This window comes from Amycolatopsis umgeniensis (assembly GCF_014205155.1).
In the GTDB taxonomy this organism is placed as follows: domain Bacteria; phylum Actinomycetota; class Actinomycetes; order Mycobacteriales; family Pseudonocardiaceae; genus Amycolatopsis; species Amycolatopsis umgeniensis.
In genome coordinates this window covers 7,530,191-7,549,888 of sequence record NZ_JACHMX010000001.1, presented here as the reverse complement: position 1 = coordinate 7,549,888, position 19,698 = coordinate 7,530,191, and the positions used below count along the sequence as shown (strand labels likewise).

The window sequence follows — 19,698 nt, the reverse complement described above, 5'->3', positions numbered from 1 at the left end:
TCCGAGGGAACCACGACCGGACGGAAAAGCGTCCGACTACGGTAAGTGCACCTGCTCGTGAAAGGCCCGTGCGATGGAAGACACCTGGGGCATCCCCGGACCCACTTTCCTGGCGATCTACGCCGTCCTGCTGGTGTTCCCGCTGGTCCTCGGTCTCCTGTGGACGGTAGCGGTCAAACTGGGCCGCAAGGCACCGCGCGCCGCGGTGAGCGGACCGCAGCCGACGGTGTACGAGCTCGCCTATCTCGCCGGCGGCCCGGACCGCGTCGTCGACACGGCCATCGCGGCGTTGGTCGACCGCGGGACGCTGCGGGTCAGCAGCTCGAAGCAGCTCCAACTGACCGGACCCGAGCCCGCCGACCCGATCGAAAAGGCCGTCGCCAAGGGCGCCAGGCCGGGTCACAACGCCACGACCCGCGGCATTCGCGACAGGCTGCGGATGTCGGGGCCGATGCAGGCGCTCGGCAAGGATCTGGAGGCGCGGGGACTCGTCGTCGTCAACCAGGCACCGCGGATCCGCCGGGTCGTGTTCTTCCTGTACCTCGCCGTGCTCGTCCTCGGCGTGGTGCGCCTGTTCGCCGGGATCTCCGCCGACCGCCCGGTCGGTTTCCTGATCCCCTTGCTGATCGCGGCCGGGATCGCGACGCTGATCGCGCGGGCCGCCAAGAACAAGCGGACCGGACCGCGCCCGACCGGCGAAGGCAACCGGATCCTCGGGAGCGCGAACAGCGCCCTGGCGCGGGAGCGCAAGCGCGGAATCCCCAACGCGCCCGCGGTGGGCGGTGTGGCCGGTGGCGCCCTGCTGGGCGGTGCCGCCGCGGCGGTCGCGCTCGGCGGGCTCGCCTTCTACCCCGACGAAGAGCTCAGCGCGGCGCTGATCCCGCCGCCCATGCCCAGTGCGTTCGGCGGCGGTGGTTCGTCCGGCGGCAGCACCTGCGGCACCGGCTCCTCGGGCGGCGGGAGTTCGTGCGGTGGTGGCGGTGGCAGTTCCTGCGGAGGCGGGGGTTGCGGTGGCTGACGGTCCGGGCCACCTCGGGATCGGCATCGGCTGGCGGCACGAGCTGGACCTGTCGATCGCGCGGCTGCCCGGCGTCGACTGGGTCGAGGTCGTCGCCGAGAACCTGCACGCCGATCATCTCCCCGAGACCTTGATCGCCTTGCGCGACAAGGGAATCCCGGTCCTGCCGCATGCGGTCTCGCTGTCGCTGGGCGGGGCGGAGCCGCTGGACACCGCCCGCGTCGAGCATCTCGCGGAGGTCACCCGCGAGCTCGGCGCGCCGATGGCCAGCGATCACGTGTGCTTCGTCCGCGCGGGCGGGCTCGACTCCGGGCATCTGATGCCGCTCCCCCGCACCCGGGAGGCGCTCGACGTCCTGGTGGACAACGTGGAACTGACCCAGTCCATCTTGGACGTCCCGTTCGCGTTGGAGAACATCGCGGCGGTGCTGGAGTGGCCGGACGCGGAGTTCACCGAGTCGGAGTTCCTGCGAGAACTCACCGACCGGACGGGCTGCCTGCTGATCATCGACGTCGCCAACCTGTACGCCAACGCCCGCAACCTCGGCACCGATCCCGAACGGTTCCTCGACGAGATCCCGTGGGAGCGGCTGGCGTACACGCATATGGCGGGCGGTGTCGAACGCGACGGCGTCTACCACGACACGCATGCCCATCCGGTGGTCCCGGAGGTGCTGGACCTGCTGCGGGAGCTTCGGAAGCGGGTGGCGCCGCCGGGTGTCCTGTTGGAACGCGACGACGACTACCCGCCTGACAGCGAATTGGCCGCCGAACTGGCCGCGCTGCGAGAAGCGGTCTCGCCGTGACTTCGCCCCGCGAGCGGCTCGCCGGACAGCAGGCCGAACTGCTCAAGGCGCTCCTCGCCGACGGCGACGCCCCGGCGGGATTCGACGCGGACAGGCTCCGAATCGAAGCGAACGTCTTGCGGAACAAGCAGAGCAGGCTGGCCGCGTACCTGCGGCCAGACCTCGCCGAAACCCTCGGCGACCGCTTCGCCGCGCTGTTCCGCGAGTACGGGACGGCACACCCGAAGACCGACGCGATCCGCGCGCGGGCCTACGCGGACGCGTTCGGCGGGTGGCTCGTGGAACGCGGTGAAGTCCCGAAGCCGAAGGGGCGTTTGGCGAGGTGGCTACACCGCGGTTAGTCCTCTGAATGCGGTGCTCGTGGTGTCCCTCGCTGTCGGTCTCAAGGGCAGGTGTTGCGAAAGCCACGTTCGCAACCTTCAACGTTGCGAACGTGGCTTTCGCAACGTGTCTTTCAGCCCATCAGCCGCTGACACCGCAGGGCCACCGCGTTTAGTCCTCTAAATGCGGATCACCAGACGGCCCGGTCGCTTCCGGATACGCGCGTCCCCTCCACCCAGAAGGGATTCGCGCCCGGCAGCGTGCCCGCCATCTTGACCCGGGTGAGCAGGCCCAGCGGGCTGTCCGCGTCTTCCAGCCATTCGGAGCCGTCGAATTCGGCAGGTCCGGATTCCTTGCGGCCCAACGAGTTCAGCCACTCGCCCGTTCCGGCGAGCGAGGTGCGGACGTGCTGGCTGCCGCCTTCGGTGACCGCCCGGCGGACGGCCGTCATGATCGCCGCCGCGGTGAGCCAGCCGGTCGCGTGGTCGAGCGCCTGCACCGGAAGCGGTCCGGGACCGTCGATCCCGGCGGTCTTGCCGCCTTCGTCGGCGATCCCCGACGCCATCTGGACCAGGCTGTCGAATCCTCGCCTGCGTGCCCACGGACCTTCCCAGCCGTAGGCGGACAGGTCCGCGACCACGATCCCCGGCCTGAGCTCGGCGAGCGCCTCCGGCGAGAAACCCTTGGCCACCAGCGATCCCGGCCGGAAACCCTGCAGTACGACATCGGCGCGGGCGATCAGCTTGCGCAGCCGCGAGCGCCCGGCTTCGGTCTCCAGGTCGACGTACGCCGAGAGCTTGCCCATCCCGGTGTCGACGGCCAGCGGCGGCACTGTCGGCAACCGGTCCGATCCGATGTGCATGACGGTGGCGCCGTGCGCGGCGAGCACGCGGCCCGCCACCGGTCCGGCGATGACGTGGGTCAGGTCGAGGATCCGCACCCCGCCCAGCGGGCGGTCCGATGCGAACAGCCGCACGGGGTCCGAAGGTCCGAGTGTCCGGATCTCCGCGATCGGCAAGGCGGACGACGCCTGTCCTTGCTTGTGCGCCAGCCATTCCTCGCGCGAGCGCAGTACGGCCGCCGCGCCGCCGGCGCCGACCACCGCCGACTCGACCTCGAACTTCGACTTGGCCGCCACGACCTTCTCGAACGCCTCGCGGGTCGCGGGCACGCCGAGACCCCAGCACACGGCGGCGACGTGGCGCGGGTAGTTGCAGTGCAACCGCACCCAGCCGTCGTTCGCGCGGTAGTCGCCGGACAGCGGCGCGCTGAACGGCACCGGTTCCCCGTCGACCCGGATGTACTGCTCGCTGTGGAACGACGCCGCCGCGTGCCGGGTGTCGACCGAGACCTTGCCCGGCTCGATTCCCCGCAGCCGCAACAGTTCCCCGGCCGCCAGGGTGGCGGCGGCGATACTCGTCGTCGCCGCCTCCTCGACCCGGAAGGTCCCGGGCAGCACGGACTCGGGGCCGGTCACCTCGACGGCGTCTTCGGCGAGGGTGTCGCCGGTGAGCGTGGTCCAGACGCGGGAGTCCACTGAAGCGTTCACTACGGCAGCAGGGTGATCAGCTCGGCGGGTTCCACCTTGGTCCCGGTGTAGAACGGGATCTCCTCGCGCACGTGGAGGCGGGCCTCGGTGCCGCGCAGGTGGCGCATCAGGTCGACGATGCGGTGCAGTTCGTCGGCCTCGAAGGCCAGGATCCACTCGTAGTCGCCCAGCGCGAACGACGCGACCGTGTTGGCGCGGACGTCCGGGTAGTCACGGGCCTCCTTGCCGTGGTCGGCGAGCATCTTGCGGCGCTCGTCGTCCGGCAGCAGGTACCACTCGTAGGAGCGCACGAACGGATAGACGCAGATGAACTTGCGGGCCTCTTCACCGGCGAGGAACGCCGGGATGTGGCTCTTGTTGAACTCCGCCGGGCGGTGCAGCGCGACCTGGCTCCACACCGGAACCGAGGCGCGGCCGAGCGGGGTGTGCCGGAAACCGCTGTACGCCGCCTGGACCTGCTCGATCTCCTCGGCGTGCCACCAGACCATGTAGTCGGCGTCGGCCCGCAGCCCCGAAAGGTCGTAGAGACCGCGGACGACGACGCCCTTGGCCTCCAGCGCGTCGAGGTACTCGGTGGTCTCCGCGGTCGCCTTCTCGCGGTCCTCGCCGAGCTTGCCCTGCTCGGCCCGGAAGACCGACCAGGCGGTGTAGCGGATGGTGTCATTGAGCTCGTTGTAGTTCAGCCGCGCCATACCGCCATCTTGGCACTGCCGGTGCTCAGGAGCCCTCGTGGGTCGGTGTGATCCCGGCGATGCGGCGGGCGGCCGCGTCGGCGGTGGCGATGCAGGCCGGGAGCCCGACGCCGTGCAGCGTCGCACCCGCCACGGCGAGCCCCGGGACCTGCGCGACGGCGCGTTCGATCCGCTCGACGAGTTCGAGGTGACCGGTGCCGTACTGCGGGAGCCCGCCGCCCCATCGCGTCACCAGCGTCTCGATCGGCGCCGTGGTGACACCGGTCAGCCGGGCCAGATCGTCGCGGACCACGCGGACGAGTTCGTCGTCGTCGGCGTGCAGCGCGCCCGGTTCACCGAAGCGGCCGACCGAGCCGCGCACCAGCACCGGACCGTCGCCGTACTGCGCCCACTTGCGCGCGGAGAAGGTGAACGCCTTGGCCGCGAACGGTTTCCCGGCCGCGTCCCGTTCACCGGCCCCGATCAGCACCCCGGACGACTCCGGCAGCTCGGTGCCGGGCGGCAGCGCGAGCGCGATCACCGCCATCGACGCCAGCTCGACCTCCGCGAACGCCGACGACGCCACTCCGGCGACGCCGTCCAGCAGCCGTCGTGCCGAAGGCGCCGGGACGGCGAGGAGAACGGAATCGGTTTCGAGGTCGTCGACCTTCCAGCCGGTGGCGGTGCGCTCGAGCGCCGTCACCGTGGTCCCGGTCCGGATCTCGGCGCGCGACAGCTCCGCGAGCCGCTGGATCAGCGTGCCGAGCCCGCCCAGCAGGGTCCCGAAAACCGGCGCCGTGCTCGGCGACGCGGGCATGAGCGAGGCGGCGCCTTCGGTGAGCGAACGCGCGCCGCGGTCCACCGCGGACGCGAGACCGGGCATCGTCGCGCGCAGCCCGAGCCCGTCCGCTCCCCCGGCGTAGACCCCGCCGAGCAGCGGATCGACGAGGCGATCCACGAGTTCGTCGCCGAATCGCTCGCGCAGCAGCGGGCCGAGCGGCACGTCTTCGGCGGGAAGTTCCACCGACGGCAGCGACGCCTCGGCCTCGACCAGGGCACGGCCCTTCTCCGACAGCACACCGGCGACGGCGTCGGCCGAGGCGGGGACGCCCATGACCGTGCCCGGCGGCAGGCCGAGCACGGATCCGCCGGCGTGGATCTTCGCGCGGGCCTTGGTGGGGTGGACGAGACTCTCGCCCAGCCCGACCTCGCGGACGAGGGCGAGCGCCTCGGGACGGCGGGCGAGGAAGGCCTCCGCGCCGACGTCGTAGCGCTCACCGGCGAGTTCGATCGTGCGGAGTTTCCCGCCGAGGGAGTCCGTCGCTTCGAAGACGACGATCCGGGCGTCTTCGCCGAGCAGCGTCCGCAGGCGGTACGCCGCGGTCAGTCCGGAGATACCGCCACCGACGACTGCGACGGTGGTCATACCTGGAGCTCGTGCACCAGCCCGACCACACGCGTCAAGACGTCCGGGTCGACGCCGGGCAGCACGCCGTGGCCGAGGTTGAAGATGTGGCCGTCGGCCGCGCGGCCCTCGGCGTGGATCCGCCGGACCTCCGCTTCGAGCACCGGCCAGGACGCGTGCAGCAGCGCGGGGTCGAGGTTGCCCTGGACGACGCCGCCACCGAGCCGCCGGACGGCTTCGTCGAGCGGGAGGCGCCAGTCGACGCCGACCACGTCGGCGCCCGCGTCGCGCATCGCGACCAGCAGCTCGCCGGTGCCGACACCGAAGTGGATCCGCGGCACGCCGTATCCGGCCACCGCCGACAGCACCTTCGCCGAATGCGGGAGGACGAACTCGCGGTAGTCCCGCTCCGAGAGCGCGCCCGCCCACGAGTCGAACAGCTGGATCGCGTCGGCCCCGGCGTCGAGCTGCGCGGACAGGAAGGTGATCGCCATATCCGCCAGGCGCCCCGCCAGCTCGTGCCACAGCCGAGGCTCGGAGTGCATGAGCGCCTTCGTGTGCTCGTGGTTGCGGCTCGGCCCGCCCTCGATGAGGTAGGAGGCCAGGGTGAACGGCGCGCCGGCGAAACCGATCAGCGGCGTCTCGCCCAGCGATCCCACCAGCAGCCGGACACCGTCGGCGACCCGCTCCACCTGCTCCGGGTCCAGGACCGGCAGCGCGCGCACGCCCGCGGCGTCGCGAATCGGCTCGGCGACGACCGGGCCGGTGCCCGCGACGATGTCGATGTCGAGGCCCGCCGCCTTGAGCGGGACGACGATGTCACTGAAGAGGATGGCCGCGTCGACGCCGTGACGGCGGATCGGCTGGAGCGTGATCTCGGCGAGCATCTCGGGGTCGAAACACGCGTCGAACATCGAGGTGCCCTCGCGCAGCGCCCGGTACTCGGGCAGCGACCGGCCCGCCTGGCGCATGAACCACACGGGGGTGTGGGCCGGGCGTTCACCGCGCGCGGCGGCCAGGAACGGCGCACCGGGCAGGGCACGACGGGCCGCGGGGACGGTCTGCGCGGGAGAAGCAACTGAAGGAGACATCACGGTTCATGGTGCCATGAGCTCTCCGAGGCCTTACTCTCGGCGCGTCTGCGCCCCGAACCGGACTACGGCGTCTTACAGTCGGTTAGTGACCGCGATGACGTCAGTACCCGACCTCTTCCGTGAAGCCGTCGCGGCGTTGCAATCGGTCCGGCCCCGCCCCGAAGTGCAGCTGGAAACGATGCGTCCGCCGCAGCGCTTGGCGCCGTGGTCCTACGCGGTGAGCTGCGAGGTGGAGGGGCCCGCGGACGTGCTGGCCTCGGGGCGGCTGGTGCTGCTGCACGATCCGGAAGGCCAAGAAGGCTGGGACGGGGTCCTGCGGCTGGTCATGTACGTCCGCGCGGAACTGGACCGGGAGCTGGCGACCGATCCCTTCCTGCCCGCCGTCGGCTGGTCGTGGCTGACCGACGCGCTGGAGAGCTCCGGCGCGGAGTGGACGGCGCTGGGCGGCACGGTCACCGAGACGTCGTCGGCCCGCTTCGGCGACATCTCCGGCCCCTCGCGCACCGACGACCTGGAGCTGCGCGCGTCCTGGACGCCGACCGACGCCGCGCTGCGGCCGCACGGTCAGGCCTTCTGCCAGGTGATGGCGAGCGTCGTCGGGCTGCCGCCGGTCGGCGTGACGCTGTTCGAGCAGCGCCAGTCCTCCTGACGCGCCCTCGGTCCGGCGCGCTTCGCTTCGCAAGTCCGTGAAGGCCTCCTTCCCTACCGTGAAAGTAGGGAAGGAGGCCTTCACTACGTCGCCGTCGTCCCGTGAGGCCCGCCGAGCCGCTCGACACGCCGGATTCCCGGTAATCGAGACATAGCATTCGGGTTATTTTGCGATTTCCGGCCAGCTAGCGACGCTAGGAAAGCTAGCGATACTAAAGGTCCCTTGCTCCCCCGCCGGATCGGCGACCCAAGGACATGAAGGACCCCTTCATTGCGCCTAGCGCAATGAAGGGGTCCTTCATGTACTACCGAAGACCCTGCGAAGCGACCGAGAGCGCCTTCGCTTACCCCATTCGCGAGGCTCTCAGGGCGCCCGTACGGCCTCGAGAGGCACTACAGGGCCATCTGGACTAGACCAGCTCCGACCAGCGCGGAGGCGGCCACTCAGAGGTCTGGACCACCCCGTTCGTGCTACCGACAGTGTCACCGTCAGCAACAAGATCAAGTGACCCGAAATCGACCCCCGGAGCATCCCGAGACGCCTCCGGAGCGTTACCATCGCGGTCACCGAGCGAAGCGATCATGACCCTCCGCGAAGTTGATCAAGCCCCATGCCGGAGGCGGTTTCCGACCCTCGACACCTTGTCCTCCAAGGCTCCCGGGAAGAGGCACCGGCAGGTGCACGGCCCATCTGCACAGTCGGTTGGACCCCGGTAACTGAAGTGCATCGCGTTCGTTCGGCGATGTGTTAGCCACCGGCTGTGTACTAGCCCGATCGTGTTACAACGAACTCCCTGAGTAACTGCTCGTTTGAGATAGATACCCATTCGATCCCCCCGTGAAGGCCTCAGGGCGGCTACAGTGCCATCGACGACACCACTTTCGGTCTAAAGCTGGCGCGGCTAAACGGCCGAAAGTCCCGGTGCCGGTCGGGGGGCACGACCGACTCCAGGGAGGTAGTGACGTGGCTACCGTCGGCATTTCTCAGGCCGTCCGATCCACGCCAGCCGGTTCATTGCCGGCGAGCATGGTTCCGCACCCGCGGGAAGAGCTTTTTTCCGTGTTGGTGGTCGATGACCACCCACTGTTGAGGGAGGCAATCTCAGCAAGACTCGCACAGATGGGTGCGGGCACCGTCCACGAGGCCGCCACGGTGGCCGAGGCGAGGGCGCGAGCACAGGCCACCGGGCCTTGTGACCTGGCGATCCTCGATCTCGGACTGCCGGATGGCAGCGGCATCGAGCTGGTTACGGAACTCCGTAGCCATGGCTGGCCTCGAGTAGTGGTGCTCGCTTCATCAGACGACCCGTACGCGGTCAGGTCGGCGTTCCAGGCCGGCGCCCAGGCATACCTGCTCAAGTCGGCATCGCCGGTCGTAGTGACCGACGGCGTCCGCAGGGTGCTCGAGGGCGGCGTCTACGCGGACCCGAGCGTCGCACCGGTCCTGGCCACCGGCACCCGAGTCGCCGGCACCGACAACACCCCGCGCGAGCTTTCGGCGCGCGAGGTCGAGGTGCTGCAACTCGTCGCCGACGGCCAGAGCAACAAGGAGATCGGCGAGGAACTCAGCCTCTCCGCTCTCACGGTGAAATCCCACCTCTCCCGCATCGGGCGCAAGCTCGGCACGGGTGACCGGGCTCAGATGGTGGCGCTGGCCATGCGTGCCGGCGTGATCCGCTGACAAAGGCGAACTGCCCTGCGGGGCGGGCGGACCAGGCGCGGCCCGCTCGTCCCGTAGGGTCTTCACCTATGGAAGGCGACCGACCCGGAGAACCGCAGGCGGACTCTATGACCGGCACTGATGACACCAGTGCCGCCGTCTTGTTACGTGAGCCCGCCGAAGGCACTCCACCGGTGATCGCCGACGCGACAGCCCTCGCCGAAGCCTGCGTGAAGATCGCGGGCGGCAGCGGGGCCATCGCCGTGGACACCGAACGCGCGTCCGGCTACCGGTACTGGCCGAAGGCCTATCTGGTCCAGCTGCGCCGCGAAGGTGCCGGCTCCTTCCTCATCGACCCCATTCCGCTCGAAGGGCAGCTCGAGCCCCTCGCGGAAGTGCTCAACAACGCCGAATGGGTGTTGCACGCGGCCTCACAGGACCTGCCGTGCCTCGCCGAACTCGACCTGCACCCGAAGAGCCTGTTCGACACCGAACTCGCCGGACGGCTCGCCGGATACGAACGGGTCGCCCTCGGCACCCTCGTCGAACTCCTCCTCGGCTACCAGCTGGAGAAGGGACACAGCGCCGCCGACTGGTCGAAGCGCCCGCTTCCCGTCGACTGGCTGAACTACGCCGCCCTCGACGTCGAGCTCCTCATCGAGCTGCGCGAGAAGCTCGAGGCCGACTTGGCCGCTCAGGGCAAGCTCGAATGGGCTCAGCAGGAATTCGAAGCCGTCCGCACCGCGCCGCCGCCCGCTCCCCGGGCCGAGCCGTGGCGCCGGACGTCCGGGGTGCACAAGATCCGGAGCGCTCGCGGTCTCGCCGCGGTGCGCGAACTGTGGCAGGCGCGCGACGAGCTCGCCCGCAAACGCGACCGCGCGCCGAGCCGGATCCTGCCCGACACCGCGATCATCAACGCCGTCACCGCGGATCCCAAGACCGTCGAGCAGCTGCAGGCGCTGCCGGTGTTCAGCGGCCGGGTCCAGCGCAAGTACACCGCGAGCTGGTTGCGGCATCTGCAGGCCGCCCGCGCGCTCCCCGCCGAGGAGCTGCCCACCCCGGCGCAGCAGACCGACGGCCCGCCGCCGGTGAACCGGTGGTCGGACAAGGATCCCGACGCCGCCGCCCGCCTCTCGGCCGCCCGCGCGGCGCTGGCCGCGATCGCGGAGGACCGGCGGCTGCCGGTGGAGAACCTGCTCCTGCCGGAACTCGTACGCCGCACCTGCTGGCGTCCGCCCGTGGACCTGAGCGAGGACGCCGTGGCCAAGGTCCTCGGCGACGCCGGTGCCCGGCCGTGGCAGATCGAGCTGACCGTGGCGGCGCTGAGCAAGGCGCTCCACGCCACCGCGGCCGCCTGATCGGCTCACCTCACCCGTACTGATCCGGCCCGTTCCGCGTGACCGGATGGACGTCACGCGTGATCAGACGGACGACACCCGTGATTGGATGGACGACACGAACACGGCAAGGCTCCACCGCGTGTCGTCCGTCTGATCACACGAAACCGCCTGAGCCGGCTTCAGTCCTCCAGTAACGTCCGCGCGGCTTCGCGCAGCGCGGCGTCCGGTTCCCCGATACTGGCCAGCCTCAGCACGCTGTCGGCCCCTTCGACGGCGTGTGCTTCGACGTCCAGATCGGGCTGGTCACGCCGGACGATCGCGATGCTCTCGACGAGCCCGAACACGAGGTCGGTCCGGATGCCCAGGAGGTCTCCGGGGACTCCCGCCGCCGCGACGAGGGAGCCGTAGACGCGTTTGAGCTCCGCGCGTTCGGCCCGGAACCGCGCCAGCCGCGGCGACGAGATCTCCGGCAGCAGGTACAGCGCGCCGAGGTTGTGCCGCGCGCTGCCGAGCAGGTGGATGTCCGCGTAGGCCAGCGCCCACAGCCGCGTGCCGACCGGCGCGAGCTGGGCGGACAGCCCGCCCGCGACGTCCAGCGACGGCCGGACTGTGTCCTCCAGCAGCGCCGCGAGAATGTCCTCTTTGGACGGGAAGTGGTAGTAGAGCGAGGCCTGGCGCAGGCCGGCACGTTCGGCGATGGCCCGTGTGGTCGTCGCCGCGTACCCGGCGCCGGTGAACAGCTCCCCAGCCGCGTCCAAAACCGCGAGCCGTGCCTCTCGTTTGCTCGCCGCCGCACCGCTGGCTCTCGGCCTGCCCACCCCGGTCGTTTTCGTCATCTATCCGATCCTGCCATTTCTCCGCGAAGATCTTTGTTACGTCCGGCGGTCGGCCCAGGTTACCGAATCCGGTATCTGTTAACACCGCGCTTACCCGGCGGAGATCGGAAGGATCCCGCATGCGCTTAATTTCGGTCATCCGATCGAAATTCGGCCCTCCAGACAGGAGCCCCCGAAAATGCCCTCCGAAGACCTTTCAGCCTTCGGTTACCGCCAAGAACTCCGCCGGACGCTCGGCGGTTTCTCCGCCTTCGCGGCCGGTTTCTCCTTCGTTTCGATCCTGACCACCGTGTTCCAGCTGTTCGCCTTCGGCTATTCGTTCGGCGACACCCTGTTCTTCTGGACCTGGCCGCTGGTGATCACCGGGCAATTGCTCGTCGCGCTCAACTTCGCCGAACTCGCGGCCCGATTCCCGCTGGCCGGATCGGTTTACCAGTGGGCGAAACACCTCTCCCCCGGATTCGCGGGGTGGCTCGCAGGCTGGATGATGCTGGTCGGCTGCGTGGTCGCGCTCGCCGGAGCGGCGATCGCGTTGCAGGTCGTCCTCCCCTCGGTCTGGAGCGGCTTCCAGCTCGTCGGCGGCGATCCGGCCATCACGTCCCCGACCGGCGCCACCAACGCCGCCCTGCTCGGCTCCCTGCTCATCGTCTTCACCACCGCGATCAACGCGGGCGGCGTGCGGCTCATGGCGCGGATCAACGATGTCGGGGTGGCGGCCGAGCTCGTCGGCGTCCTCGTCCTGATCGTCGGCCTCGCGCTCTTCGCCGTGCGCGGCCCGCAGGTCGTACTGGCGCCCGCGGGTGAGAGCCCGGGAGCCGGCGGCGTCCTCGCTTCGGCGCTGATGGCCGCGTACGTACTGTACGGCTTCGACACCGCGGCCTCGGTCGCCGAGGAGACCAAGGACGCGAGGCGCATCGCTCCGCGCGCCGTGCTCCGCGCGCTCCTGATCTCCGGGATCGGCGGGCTCGCCGTCGTCATCACCGCACTGATGGCGGCACCGAGCCTGACCGACGGGCAACTCGCCGGGAAGGGCCTGCCGTACGTCATCACGGCGGTCTTCGGCGACACACTCGGCCGGATCTTCCTCGCCGACGTCGCGATCGCGGTCGTCGTCTGCACCCTGACCATCCAGACCGGCACCGTCCGGCTGTTCTACGCGATGGCCCGCGACGGCGCGCTCCCCGGCGCCAAACGGCTTTCCGCGGTCAACCCCCGCACCGGCACCCCGATCGCGCCCGCGATCCTGTCCGGGGCGCTCGCGATCGGGCTCCTGCTGTTGAACCTCGGGAACCCGACCATCTTCAGCACCATCACCGGCACCTCGGTGGTCGTGGTCTACCTCGCCTATCTCCTGGTGACCGGACCACTGCTGCTGCGGCGTCGTCAAGGCCGTTTCACCGCCGAGCCCGGCCATTTCTCCTTGGGACGATGGGCTATTCCGGTCAACGTCGCGGCAGTAGGGTACGGCGCGATGATGATCGTCAACATCGCTTGGCCACGAGCCGAGATCTACGACCTGGCGGGCACCGGTTCCGTCTGGGTCCTGTTGTTCCCGATCGAGTTCGTCGGCGCCGCGCTGCTCACCGGCTATCTCTGCTGGCGCCGTCGCTCCGCGCTCATCACGGTTCCCGTCCCCGCGACCTGAAGGAAGGTTCCATGAGCACGACATCGACCACGTACGGCGCTCGCGACCACGCGCGCGCCCAAGCGGGCACGGTGACCGAAACGATGCCCGCCATCCCCGCGTCCACCTGGCCGGATCCGCCTGCCGGGATCGACCCGGCGAAGCTGGTCTGGGCCGAGACGGTCGCCGGTGGCGGCTACACCCACAAGGTCCTCGCGCGCGGCACCGAACTGCGGCTGACCGACCTCGAGGGCGACGCCTGCGCGCATCTGCTGCTGTTCAACGCCGACCAGCCGTGGGAGCGGCTGAACGTCGCGGACACGGTGAAGGTCCAGTGGAACGCCTACCTCGGCGAGGCGATCGCGCTGCTGTCGGATCAGGCGCGGGTCCTCGCGACCGTCGTCACCGACGAGAGCGGCAAGCACGACGCCCTCTGCGGAACGTCCACTGTGGACGGAAACACCGAACGCTACGGTGACGGCAGCCCCCAGGGCGAGTCACCTTCGGGGAACGCCCTGTTCACGCTGGCCGCGGCGAAGCACGGCCTCACCCCGCGCGATCTGCCCCCGAGCCTGTCCTTCTTCCAGGGCATCCACGTGGAGACGGACGGCGGCCTGACGTTCACCGGCTCGGCCGGTCCCGGCAAATCCGTGGTCCTGCGCACCGAACTCCCGGTCGTCGTCCTGATCGCCAACGTGGCGCATCCGCTCGACCCGCGTCCGGACTACACGGTCACCCCGCTGCGCGTCCTCGCCCAGCGAAGCGCACCGTCCACACCGGACGGTCCTGAATGGACAGCGTCACCCGAAGCGCAGCGTGCCTTCGAGAACACCGCCGACTACCTGACCGCCAGGGGGATCGCATGACGATCGTTTCCGACACCGAGGTCGCCGCGCGGGCGCCGTATTCGACGGTGCTCCGCAAGGGCGAGACGCTGGCGATCGTCGATCTCGGCGGCAACCAGGCCGTCGACTTCCTCTGCTACGACGCCGCCGACACGGCCAAGCGCTACAGCGCGGCCGCGACGATCTCCGCGCAGCGCAACATCTTCCTCACCACCGGCAGCGTGCTGCGCACCGGCGAGGGCGCCCCGCTGCTCACCGTCGTCGGGGACACCTGCGGACGACACGACACGATCGGCGGCGCCTGCAGCAAGGAGTCGAACAGCCTCCGCTACGGCCAGCACACGCGATACCAGCACGCCTGCGTCGAGAACTTCCTGACCGAGGGCGCGAAGTGGGGCCTCGCGAAACGGGATCTGGTCAGCAACGTCAACTGGTACATGAACGTGCCTGTCGAACAGGACGGCACGCTCGGCATCGTCGACGGCATCTCCGCGCCCGGCATGGAAGTGAAACTGCGCGCCGAGACCGACGTCCTGGTCCTGGTTTCGAACTGCCCGCAGATCAACAATCCGTGCAACGGATTCGACCCGACTCCGGTCAGAATGATCGTCACCGGCGGTGACGTGTGAAACTGCTCGTCGCCAACCGGGGGGAAATCGCGGTCCGGATCATCCGGACCGCCAAGGAGATGGGCATCGCGACGGTAGCGGTCTACTCCGACGCGGACCGCACCGCAGCACACGTACGGCTCGCCGATGAGGCCATCCGACTGGGCCCCGCGCCCGCCAGGGAGAGCTATCTCCTCGGCGACGCGATCATCGAAGCCGCTTTGAAGACCGGGGCGGACGCCATCCACCCCGGCTACGGATTCCTGTCCGAGGACGCCGCCTTCGCGAGGGCCGCGGAAGCGGCGGGGATCCGGTTCGCCGGTCCCACCGCGGATCATCTCGAAGTCTTCGGCAGCAAACACACCGCCCGGGCGAAGGCCGTCGACGCCGGTGTCCCGCTGTTGCCGGGCACGGGCCTGCTGGACACCCTCGCCGACGCCGAAGCCGCGGCCGCCGAGATCGGCTACCCGGTGATGCTCAAGGCCACCGGTGGTGGCGGCGGGATCGGCATGCGCGCCTGCGCTTCGGCCGGAGAGCTACGGGATGCCTGGGACGCGGTGCGGAGCATCGTGGCCAAGAGCTTCTCGACGTCGGGCGTGTTCCTGGAACGCCTGGTGACCCGCGCGCGGCATGTCGAGGTCCAGGTGTTCGGCGACGGTACGGGTGAGGTGCTGGCGCTGGGCACCCGGGACTGCACCCTGCAGCGGCGCAATCAGAAGGTGCTCGAAGAATGCCCCGCTCCGGGACTTTCCGACGCGGTGCGGGAGAAACTGGTCTCCTCGGCCGTCGACCTCTGCGCGTCGGTGCGCTACCGGTCGGCGGGGACGGTCGAGTTCATCTACGACCCGGACCGGGAAGAGGCCGCGTTCCTCGAAGTGAACACGCGGCTGCAGGTCGAGCACCCGGTCACCGAGGCGGTCTATCGCATCGATCTCGTCGCGTGGATGCTCCGGCTCGCCGACGGCGACACCGGGATGTTCGCCACCGCACCCGAGCCACGCGGGCACGCGGTCGAAGCGCGGGTCTACGCCGAGGATCCGGCGGCCGGGCACCGGCCGAGCGCGGGTCTGCTGACCCGTGCCGACTTCCCGGCCGACGTCCGGATCGACACCTGGGTCGAGGCGGGCACGAAGGTCACCACGCATTACGACCCCTTGCTCGCCAAGGTGATCACCGTCGGCGCGGACCGGGCCGCCGCGCTGGCCGCGCTGGGCACGGCGCTCGGGGAAAGCCGGGTGGACGGCGTCCGCACGAACCTCGGGCAACTGCGCGCGGTCGCCGCCGACCCTCGGCTGCGTGAGGTCACGCACGACACCGCGACCCTCGACGCGATCACCGATCCCGAACCGCGGATCGAGGTCCTGCGCGGCGGCACGATGACCACCGTCCAGGACTGGCCGGGACGGCTGGGGTTCTGGCACGTGGGCGTCCCGCCGAACGGGCCGATGGACGATCTGTCGCTCCGGCTGGGCAACCGCGCGCTGGGCAACCCCGAGGGCGCACCCGGCCTCGAGTGCACTGTGGACGGTGTCGCGCTCAGGTTCACCGACGACGCAATCGTTTGCGTCACGGGATCGCCGTCTCCGGTGACACTCGACGGCGAAAGCGTTCCTCAATGGACGCCGGTCGAGGTCCCCGCGGGCGGCGTGCTCGACGTCGGCACCGGCACCGCCGGGCTCCGCGCGTACGTCCTCGTCCGCGGCGGGATCGACGTGCCGGACTTCCTGGGCAGCGCGGCGACGTTCACCCTGGGCGGCTTCGGCGGGCACGGCGGCCGCGCGCTGGCGACCGGCGACGTCCTCACCCCCGGGCCGGTTCCGGAGAACGCCGTCACCGGCGCCATCCCCGAAGCCGACCGCCCGGTCTTCGTGACGCACTGGGAGATCGGCGCGTCCGAGGGGCCGCACGCGGCACCGGAGTTCTTCACCCCGGAAGACGTCGAAACGTTCTACGCGACCGACTGGGAAGTGCACTTCAACTCCGCGCGCACGGGTGTCCGGCTCGTCGGGCCCCGGCCGCGGTGGGCGCGGGAGGACGGCGGTGAGGCGGGGCTGCACCCGTCGAACATCCATGACACGCCGTACGCGATCGGCGCCGTCGACTACACCGGCGACCTGCCGATCCTGCTGGGCCCGGACGGGCCGAGCCTGGGCGGTTTCGTCTGCCCGGCGACCGTGGTGACTCCGCAGCGCTGGAAACTCGGCCAGTTGCGGCCGGGTGACACCGTGCGGTTCGTGCCGATCACCATCGAGCACGCGATGTCGCTCCGGGAGACCCCCGCCACGACGGTCAAGGCGAGCCGGACGCCGATCGACGACGGCGGCATCTTCGGCCGTCTGTCCACTTCGGACGAGAACCCCGGGGTCACCTACCGGCGCAGCGGCGACGACAACCTGCTCATCGAGTACGGGCCGATGAAACTCGACCTGGCCCTGCGGATGCGGGTCCACGCGCTGGCCGACAGGCTGGGCGCGGAAGGCCTCGACGGTGTCGTCGACCTGACGCCGGGCATCCGCTCGCTGCAGGTCCACGTCGACCCGGACGTGCTGCCGGTGTCGAAACTGCTCGGCCTCGTCCAGGAGGTGGAGCACGATCTGCCGCGCACCGGCGATCTCGTGGTGCCGAGCCGGACCGTGCGGCTGCCGCTGTCCTGGGACGATCCGGCGACCCGCGAGGCGATCGAGCGGTACATGGCGGGGGTGCGCGACGACGCGCCGTGGTGCCCGTGGAACATCGAGTTCATCCGGCGGGTCAACGGTCTGTCCAGTGTGGACGATGTCTACCGGACGGTGTTCGACGCGGAGTACCTCGTGCTGGGCCTCGGCGACGTCTATCTCGGCGCGCCGGTGGCCACTCCGCTGGATCCGCGGCACCGGCTGGTCACCACGAAGTACAACCCGGCGCGCACCTGGACCGCGGAGAACTCGGTCGGCATCGGCGGTTCGTACCTGTGCATCTACGGGATGGAAGGCCCCGGCGGCTACCAGTTCGTCGGGCGGACCGTGCAGGTGTGGAGCGGCTGGCGGCAACGCGGGTCCTTCGAGCCGGGTTCGCCTTGGTTGCTGCGGTTCTTCGACCGGATCTCGTGGTATCCCGTCTCGGCCGAAGAACTGCTGGACCTGCGGGCTTCCAGTTCGGCGGGCGAACTGGAGCTCGACATCACCGACGGCGAGTTCGCGCTGGCCGACCACGAGCGTTTCCTGGCCGACAACGCCGCCGACATCGCCGAGTTCCGGACGAAGCAGAGCTCGGCGTTCGAGGCGGAGCGGCGGGCTTGGGCGGCGGCGGGCGAATTCGATCCGCGGCCGGAACCCGTCGGAGCGAAGGTCCCGACCACGAAGGTCGAGGCCCCGCCCGGCGGCCATGTCGTCGAAGCGCCGTTCGCCGCGACCGTGTGGCGGGTGGACGTCGAGCCCGGTAAGAAGGTCGGCTCGGCGGAGACGCTGGTGATCCTCGAAGCGATGAAGACCGAGGCGCGGATCCCCGCGCCCACCGGCGGGGAGGTCGTCGAAGTGCTCGTCTCCCCCGGTGATCAGGTCGCCCCCGGCACGCCGCTGGTGGTACTGGGAAGGAGCGCGGGATGAGCGTGCTGGAGCGGGTGCGCGCCGCGTACCACCGGATCGCGCGGGTCGACCGGCCCGAGATCTGGATCGATCTGCGTCCCGAGGCGGACGTGCTCGCCGACGCGGAAGAGCTGGAGGCGCGTCGCGCGGCGGGGGAATCCCTGCCGCTGTACGGGAAACTCGCGGCGGTCAAGGGCAATATCGACGTCGCCGGGCTGTCGACGACGGCGGCCTGCCCCGAGTACGCCTACCAGCCGGACGAGGACGCGCCGGTGGTGGCGCGGCTGCGCGCGGCCGGGGCGCTGATCCTGGGCACGACCAATCTGGACCAGTTCGCGACCGGGCTGGTCGGCACGCGCAGTCCGCACGGCGCGGTCCGGAACGCGATCGACCCGGCGTACGTGTCGGGCGGGTCGAGTTCGGGATCGGCGGTGGCGGTGGCGCTCGGGATCGCGGATCTCGCGCTGGGCACCGACACCGCCGGATCCGGCCGGGTCCCGGCGGCGTACAACGGGATCGTCGGGGTGAAGCCGACGCCGGGACTGCTTCCGACGACCGGTGTCGTACCCGCGTGCGCGAGCATCGACTGTGTGACCGTGTTCGCGCGGACGGTCGACGAGGCGACAGCGGCGTTCGCCTGTCTGAGCGAGCCCAAGGATCTCCCGGTCGTCCACCGTCCTTTCCGGATCGGCGTGCCTTCCGAGGTCGGCCCCCTTCAGGACGGCTGGGCCGAAGCGTTCGCCGCCGCGGCTCTCGAGTTCCGTGAGGCGGGAGCCGAACTCGTCACTGTCGACATATCGGCGTTCCTGGCCGCCGCGCGTCTGCTGTACGAAGGCGCGTTCGTGGCTGAGCGGTATTCGGCGGTCGGCGAGTTCATCGACGCGCATCCGGACGTGGTCGATCCGGCGGTCCGGCAGATCATCGGCGCGGCCAAGGACATTCCCGCGCACCGGTTGTTCTCCGACCTCGCGACGCTCGACGGCCTTTCGCGGGAAGCGTCGACAGTGCTGTCCACTGTGGACTGCGTTCTGCTGCCCACGACGACGGAACATCCGACGATCGCCGAGGTCGAAGCCGACCCGCTGGGCGTGAACGCCCGGCTGGGCCGGTTCACGAACTCGACGAACCTGCTGGGACTGTCGTCGCTGGCGGTGCCCGCCGGAACCGTCGGCGGGCTGCCGTTCGGGGTGATGCTGGTCGGCGCCGCGTACGCCGACCGGATCCTCGCCGACGTCGCCCGCCTGGTGCCGCGGCGGACCCGGATCGCCGTCGTCGGCGCCCATCTGCGCGGGCAGCCGCTGAACCACGAACTGACGTCGCGCGGCGGACGGTTCGTCTCGGCGGGGCCGACGGCGGCCGAGTACCGGTTCTACGCGCTCGACACCGTGCCGCCCAAACCCGGTCTCGTCCGGGTCGCCTCGGGTGGCGAGGCGATCGAGGCCGAGGTCTGGGACCTCCCCCTCGCGGGGTTCGGCGAGTTCGTCGCCGGCATTCCCGCACCGCTGGCGATCGGGAAAGTGCGATTGGCCGACGGGAGCGAGGTGTCCGGGTTCGTCTGTGAACCCATGGCCGTGGAGGGAGCGGAGGACATCACGCGCCACGGCGGGTGGGTGGGGTATCTGAGCCGCTGAGGCACGTCTCGTGAGTGGTAGGGACGGTTGGAACAGTCCCTACCACTCGCAAGGTTGTCAGTTTCCGCCAATCTGGGAAG

Annotated in this window: 16 protein-coding genes; 11 read left to right on the top strand and 5 right to left on the bottom strand. The window is 70.2% G+C overall.

Features of this window, described 5'->3' with window-relative positions:
• The first annotated feature begins 73 nt into the window (after positions 1-73).
• Genes HDA45_RS35200 through HDA45_RS35190 form a run of 3 tightly spaced genes read left to right on the top strand, consistent with a single transcriptional unit; the run spans position 74 to position 2,164 of the window.
• Entirely contained in the window at positions 74-1,018 is a 945-nt protein-coding gene (locus tag HDA45_RS35200) for a TIGR04222 domain-containing membrane protein (RefSeq protein WP_184902760.1), read from the top strand.
• Positions 1,011-1,823 (top strand): multinuclear nonheme iron-dependent oxidase, encoded by an 813-nt coding sequence (locus HDA45_RS35195; protein WP_184902758.1) that lies wholly within the window; start codon positions 1,011-1,013, stop codon positions 1,821-1,823. The genes HDA45_RS35200 and HDA45_RS35195 overlap by 8 nt, the downstream gene beginning before the upstream one ends.
• Complete coding sequence (locus HDA45_RS35190) at positions 1,820-2,164, top strand: SCO6045 C-terminal-like domain-containing protein (protein ID WP_184902756.1); 345 nt, start codon at positions 1,820-1,822, stop codon at positions 2,162-2,164. The genes HDA45_RS35195 and HDA45_RS35190 overlap by 4 nt, the downstream gene beginning before the upstream one ends.
• Positions 2,165-2,334: 170 nt before the next feature.
• On the opposite strand, the gene HDA45_RS35185 is transcribed toward HDA45_RS35190, so the two are convergent.
• From HDA45_RS35185 to hemE, 4 genes are read right to left on the bottom strand one after another with little or no spacing between them, the layout of a single operon-like run.
• A complete protein-coding gene (locus HDA45_RS35185; protein ID WP_184906355.1) occupies positions 2,335-3,681 on the bottom strand; it encodes a CoA transferase in 1,347 nt (448 codons plus the stop codon).
• Between the two features lie 11 nt (positions 3,682-3,692).
• A complete protein-coding gene (gene hemQ / locus HDA45_RS35180) occupies positions 3,693-4,385 on the bottom strand; it encodes a hydrogen peroxide-dependent heme synthase (protein WP_184902754.1) in 693 nt (230 codons plus the stop codon).
• A gap of 25 nt (positions 4,386-4,410) precedes the next feature.
• Positions 4,411-5,790, bottom strand: coding sequence for a protoporphyrinogen oxidase (hemG, locus tag HDA45_RS35175; protein WP_184902753.1), 1,380 nt, complete (start codon positions 5,788-5,790; stop codon positions 4,411-4,413).
• Positions 5,787-6,860 carry a uroporphyrinogen decarboxylase gene (gene hemE / locus HDA45_RS35170; protein WP_184902750.1) on the bottom strand — a complete coding sequence of 358 codons (1,074 nt, stop codon included), beginning with the start codon at positions 6,858-6,860 and terminating at the stop codon, positions 5,787-5,789. Before hemE ends, hemG begins: the two co-directional genes overlap by 4 nt.
• 88 nt (positions 6,861-6,948) lie before the next feature.
• On the opposite strand from hemE, the gene HDA45_RS35165 reads away from it, so the two are divergent.
• The 3 genes from HDA45_RS35165 (at position 6,949) to HDA45_RS35155 (ending at position 10,529) form a co-directional block, all read left to right on the top strand.
• Positions 6,949-7,512 (top strand): DUF3000 domain-containing protein, encoded by a 564-nt coding sequence (locus HDA45_RS35165; protein WP_026467904.1) that lies wholly within the window; start codon positions 6,949-6,951, stop codon positions 7,510-7,512.
• A 963-nt stretch (positions 7,513-8,475) separates the two neighbouring features.
• Complete coding sequence (locus HDA45_RS35160; protein WP_034318331.1) at positions 8,476-9,192, top strand: response regulator transcription factor; 717 nt, start codon at positions 8,476-8,478, stop codon at positions 9,190-9,192.
• A gap of 107 nt (positions 9,193-9,299) precedes the next feature.
• Positions 9,300-10,529, top strand: a complete 1,230-nt coding sequence (locus tag HDA45_RS35155; RefSeq protein WP_246480892.1) for a ribonuclease D — start codon at positions 9,300-9,302, stop codon at positions 10,527-10,529.
• 161 nt (positions 10,530-10,690) lie between these two features.
• Here HDA45_RS35155 and HDA45_RS35150 read toward each other — a convergent pair whose 3' ends face one another.
• Complete coding sequence (locus HDA45_RS35150) at positions 10,691-11,347, bottom strand: TetR/AcrR family transcriptional regulator (RefSeq protein ID WP_184902746.1); 657 nt, start codon at positions 11,345-11,347, stop codon at positions 10,691-10,693.
• A 178-nt stretch (positions 11,348-11,525) separates the two neighbouring features.
• Here HDA45_RS35150 and HDA45_RS35145 point away from each other — a divergent pair, with 178 nt between their 5' ends.
• Genes HDA45_RS35145 through HDA45_RS35125 form a run of 5 tightly spaced genes read left to right on the top strand, consistent with a single transcriptional unit; the run spans position 11,526 to position 19,618 of the window.
• Positions 11,526-12,992: an amino acid permease gene (locus HDA45_RS35145; RefSeq protein ID WP_184902744.1), complete on the top strand. Its 1,467-nt coding sequence runs from the start codon at positions 11,526-11,528 to the stop codon at positions 12,990-12,992.
• An 11-nt stretch (positions 12,993-13,003) separates the two neighbouring features.
• On the top strand, positions 13,004-13,837 hold the full coding sequence (locus HDA45_RS35140) for an urea amidolyase associated protein UAAP1 (RefSeq protein WP_184902742.1): 834 nt from the start codon (positions 13,004-13,006) through the stop codon (positions 13,835-13,837).
• Positions 13,834-14,445 carry an urea amidolyase associated protein UAAP2 gene (locus HDA45_RS35135; protein WP_184902740.1) on the top strand — a complete coding sequence of 204 codons (612 nt, stop codon included), beginning with the start codon at positions 13,834-13,836 and terminating at the stop codon, positions 14,443-14,445. Before HDA45_RS35140 ends, HDA45_RS35135 begins: the two co-directional genes overlap by 4 nt.
• On the top strand, positions 14,442-18,008 hold the full coding sequence (gene uca, locus HDA45_RS35130) for an urea carboxylase (protein WP_184902738.1): 3,567 nt from the start codon (positions 14,442-14,444) through the stop codon (positions 18,006-18,008). Before HDA45_RS35135 ends, uca begins: the two co-directional genes overlap by 4 nt.
• Positions 18,005-19,618 carry an allophanate hydrolase gene (locus HDA45_RS35125; RefSeq protein WP_184902736.1) on the top strand — a complete coding sequence of 538 codons (1,614 nt, stop codon included), beginning with the start codon at positions 18,005-18,007 and terminating at the stop codon, positions 19,616-19,618. Before uca ends, HDA45_RS35125 begins: the two co-directional genes overlap by 4 nt.
• Positions 19,619-19,698 lie beyond the last annotated feature (80 nt).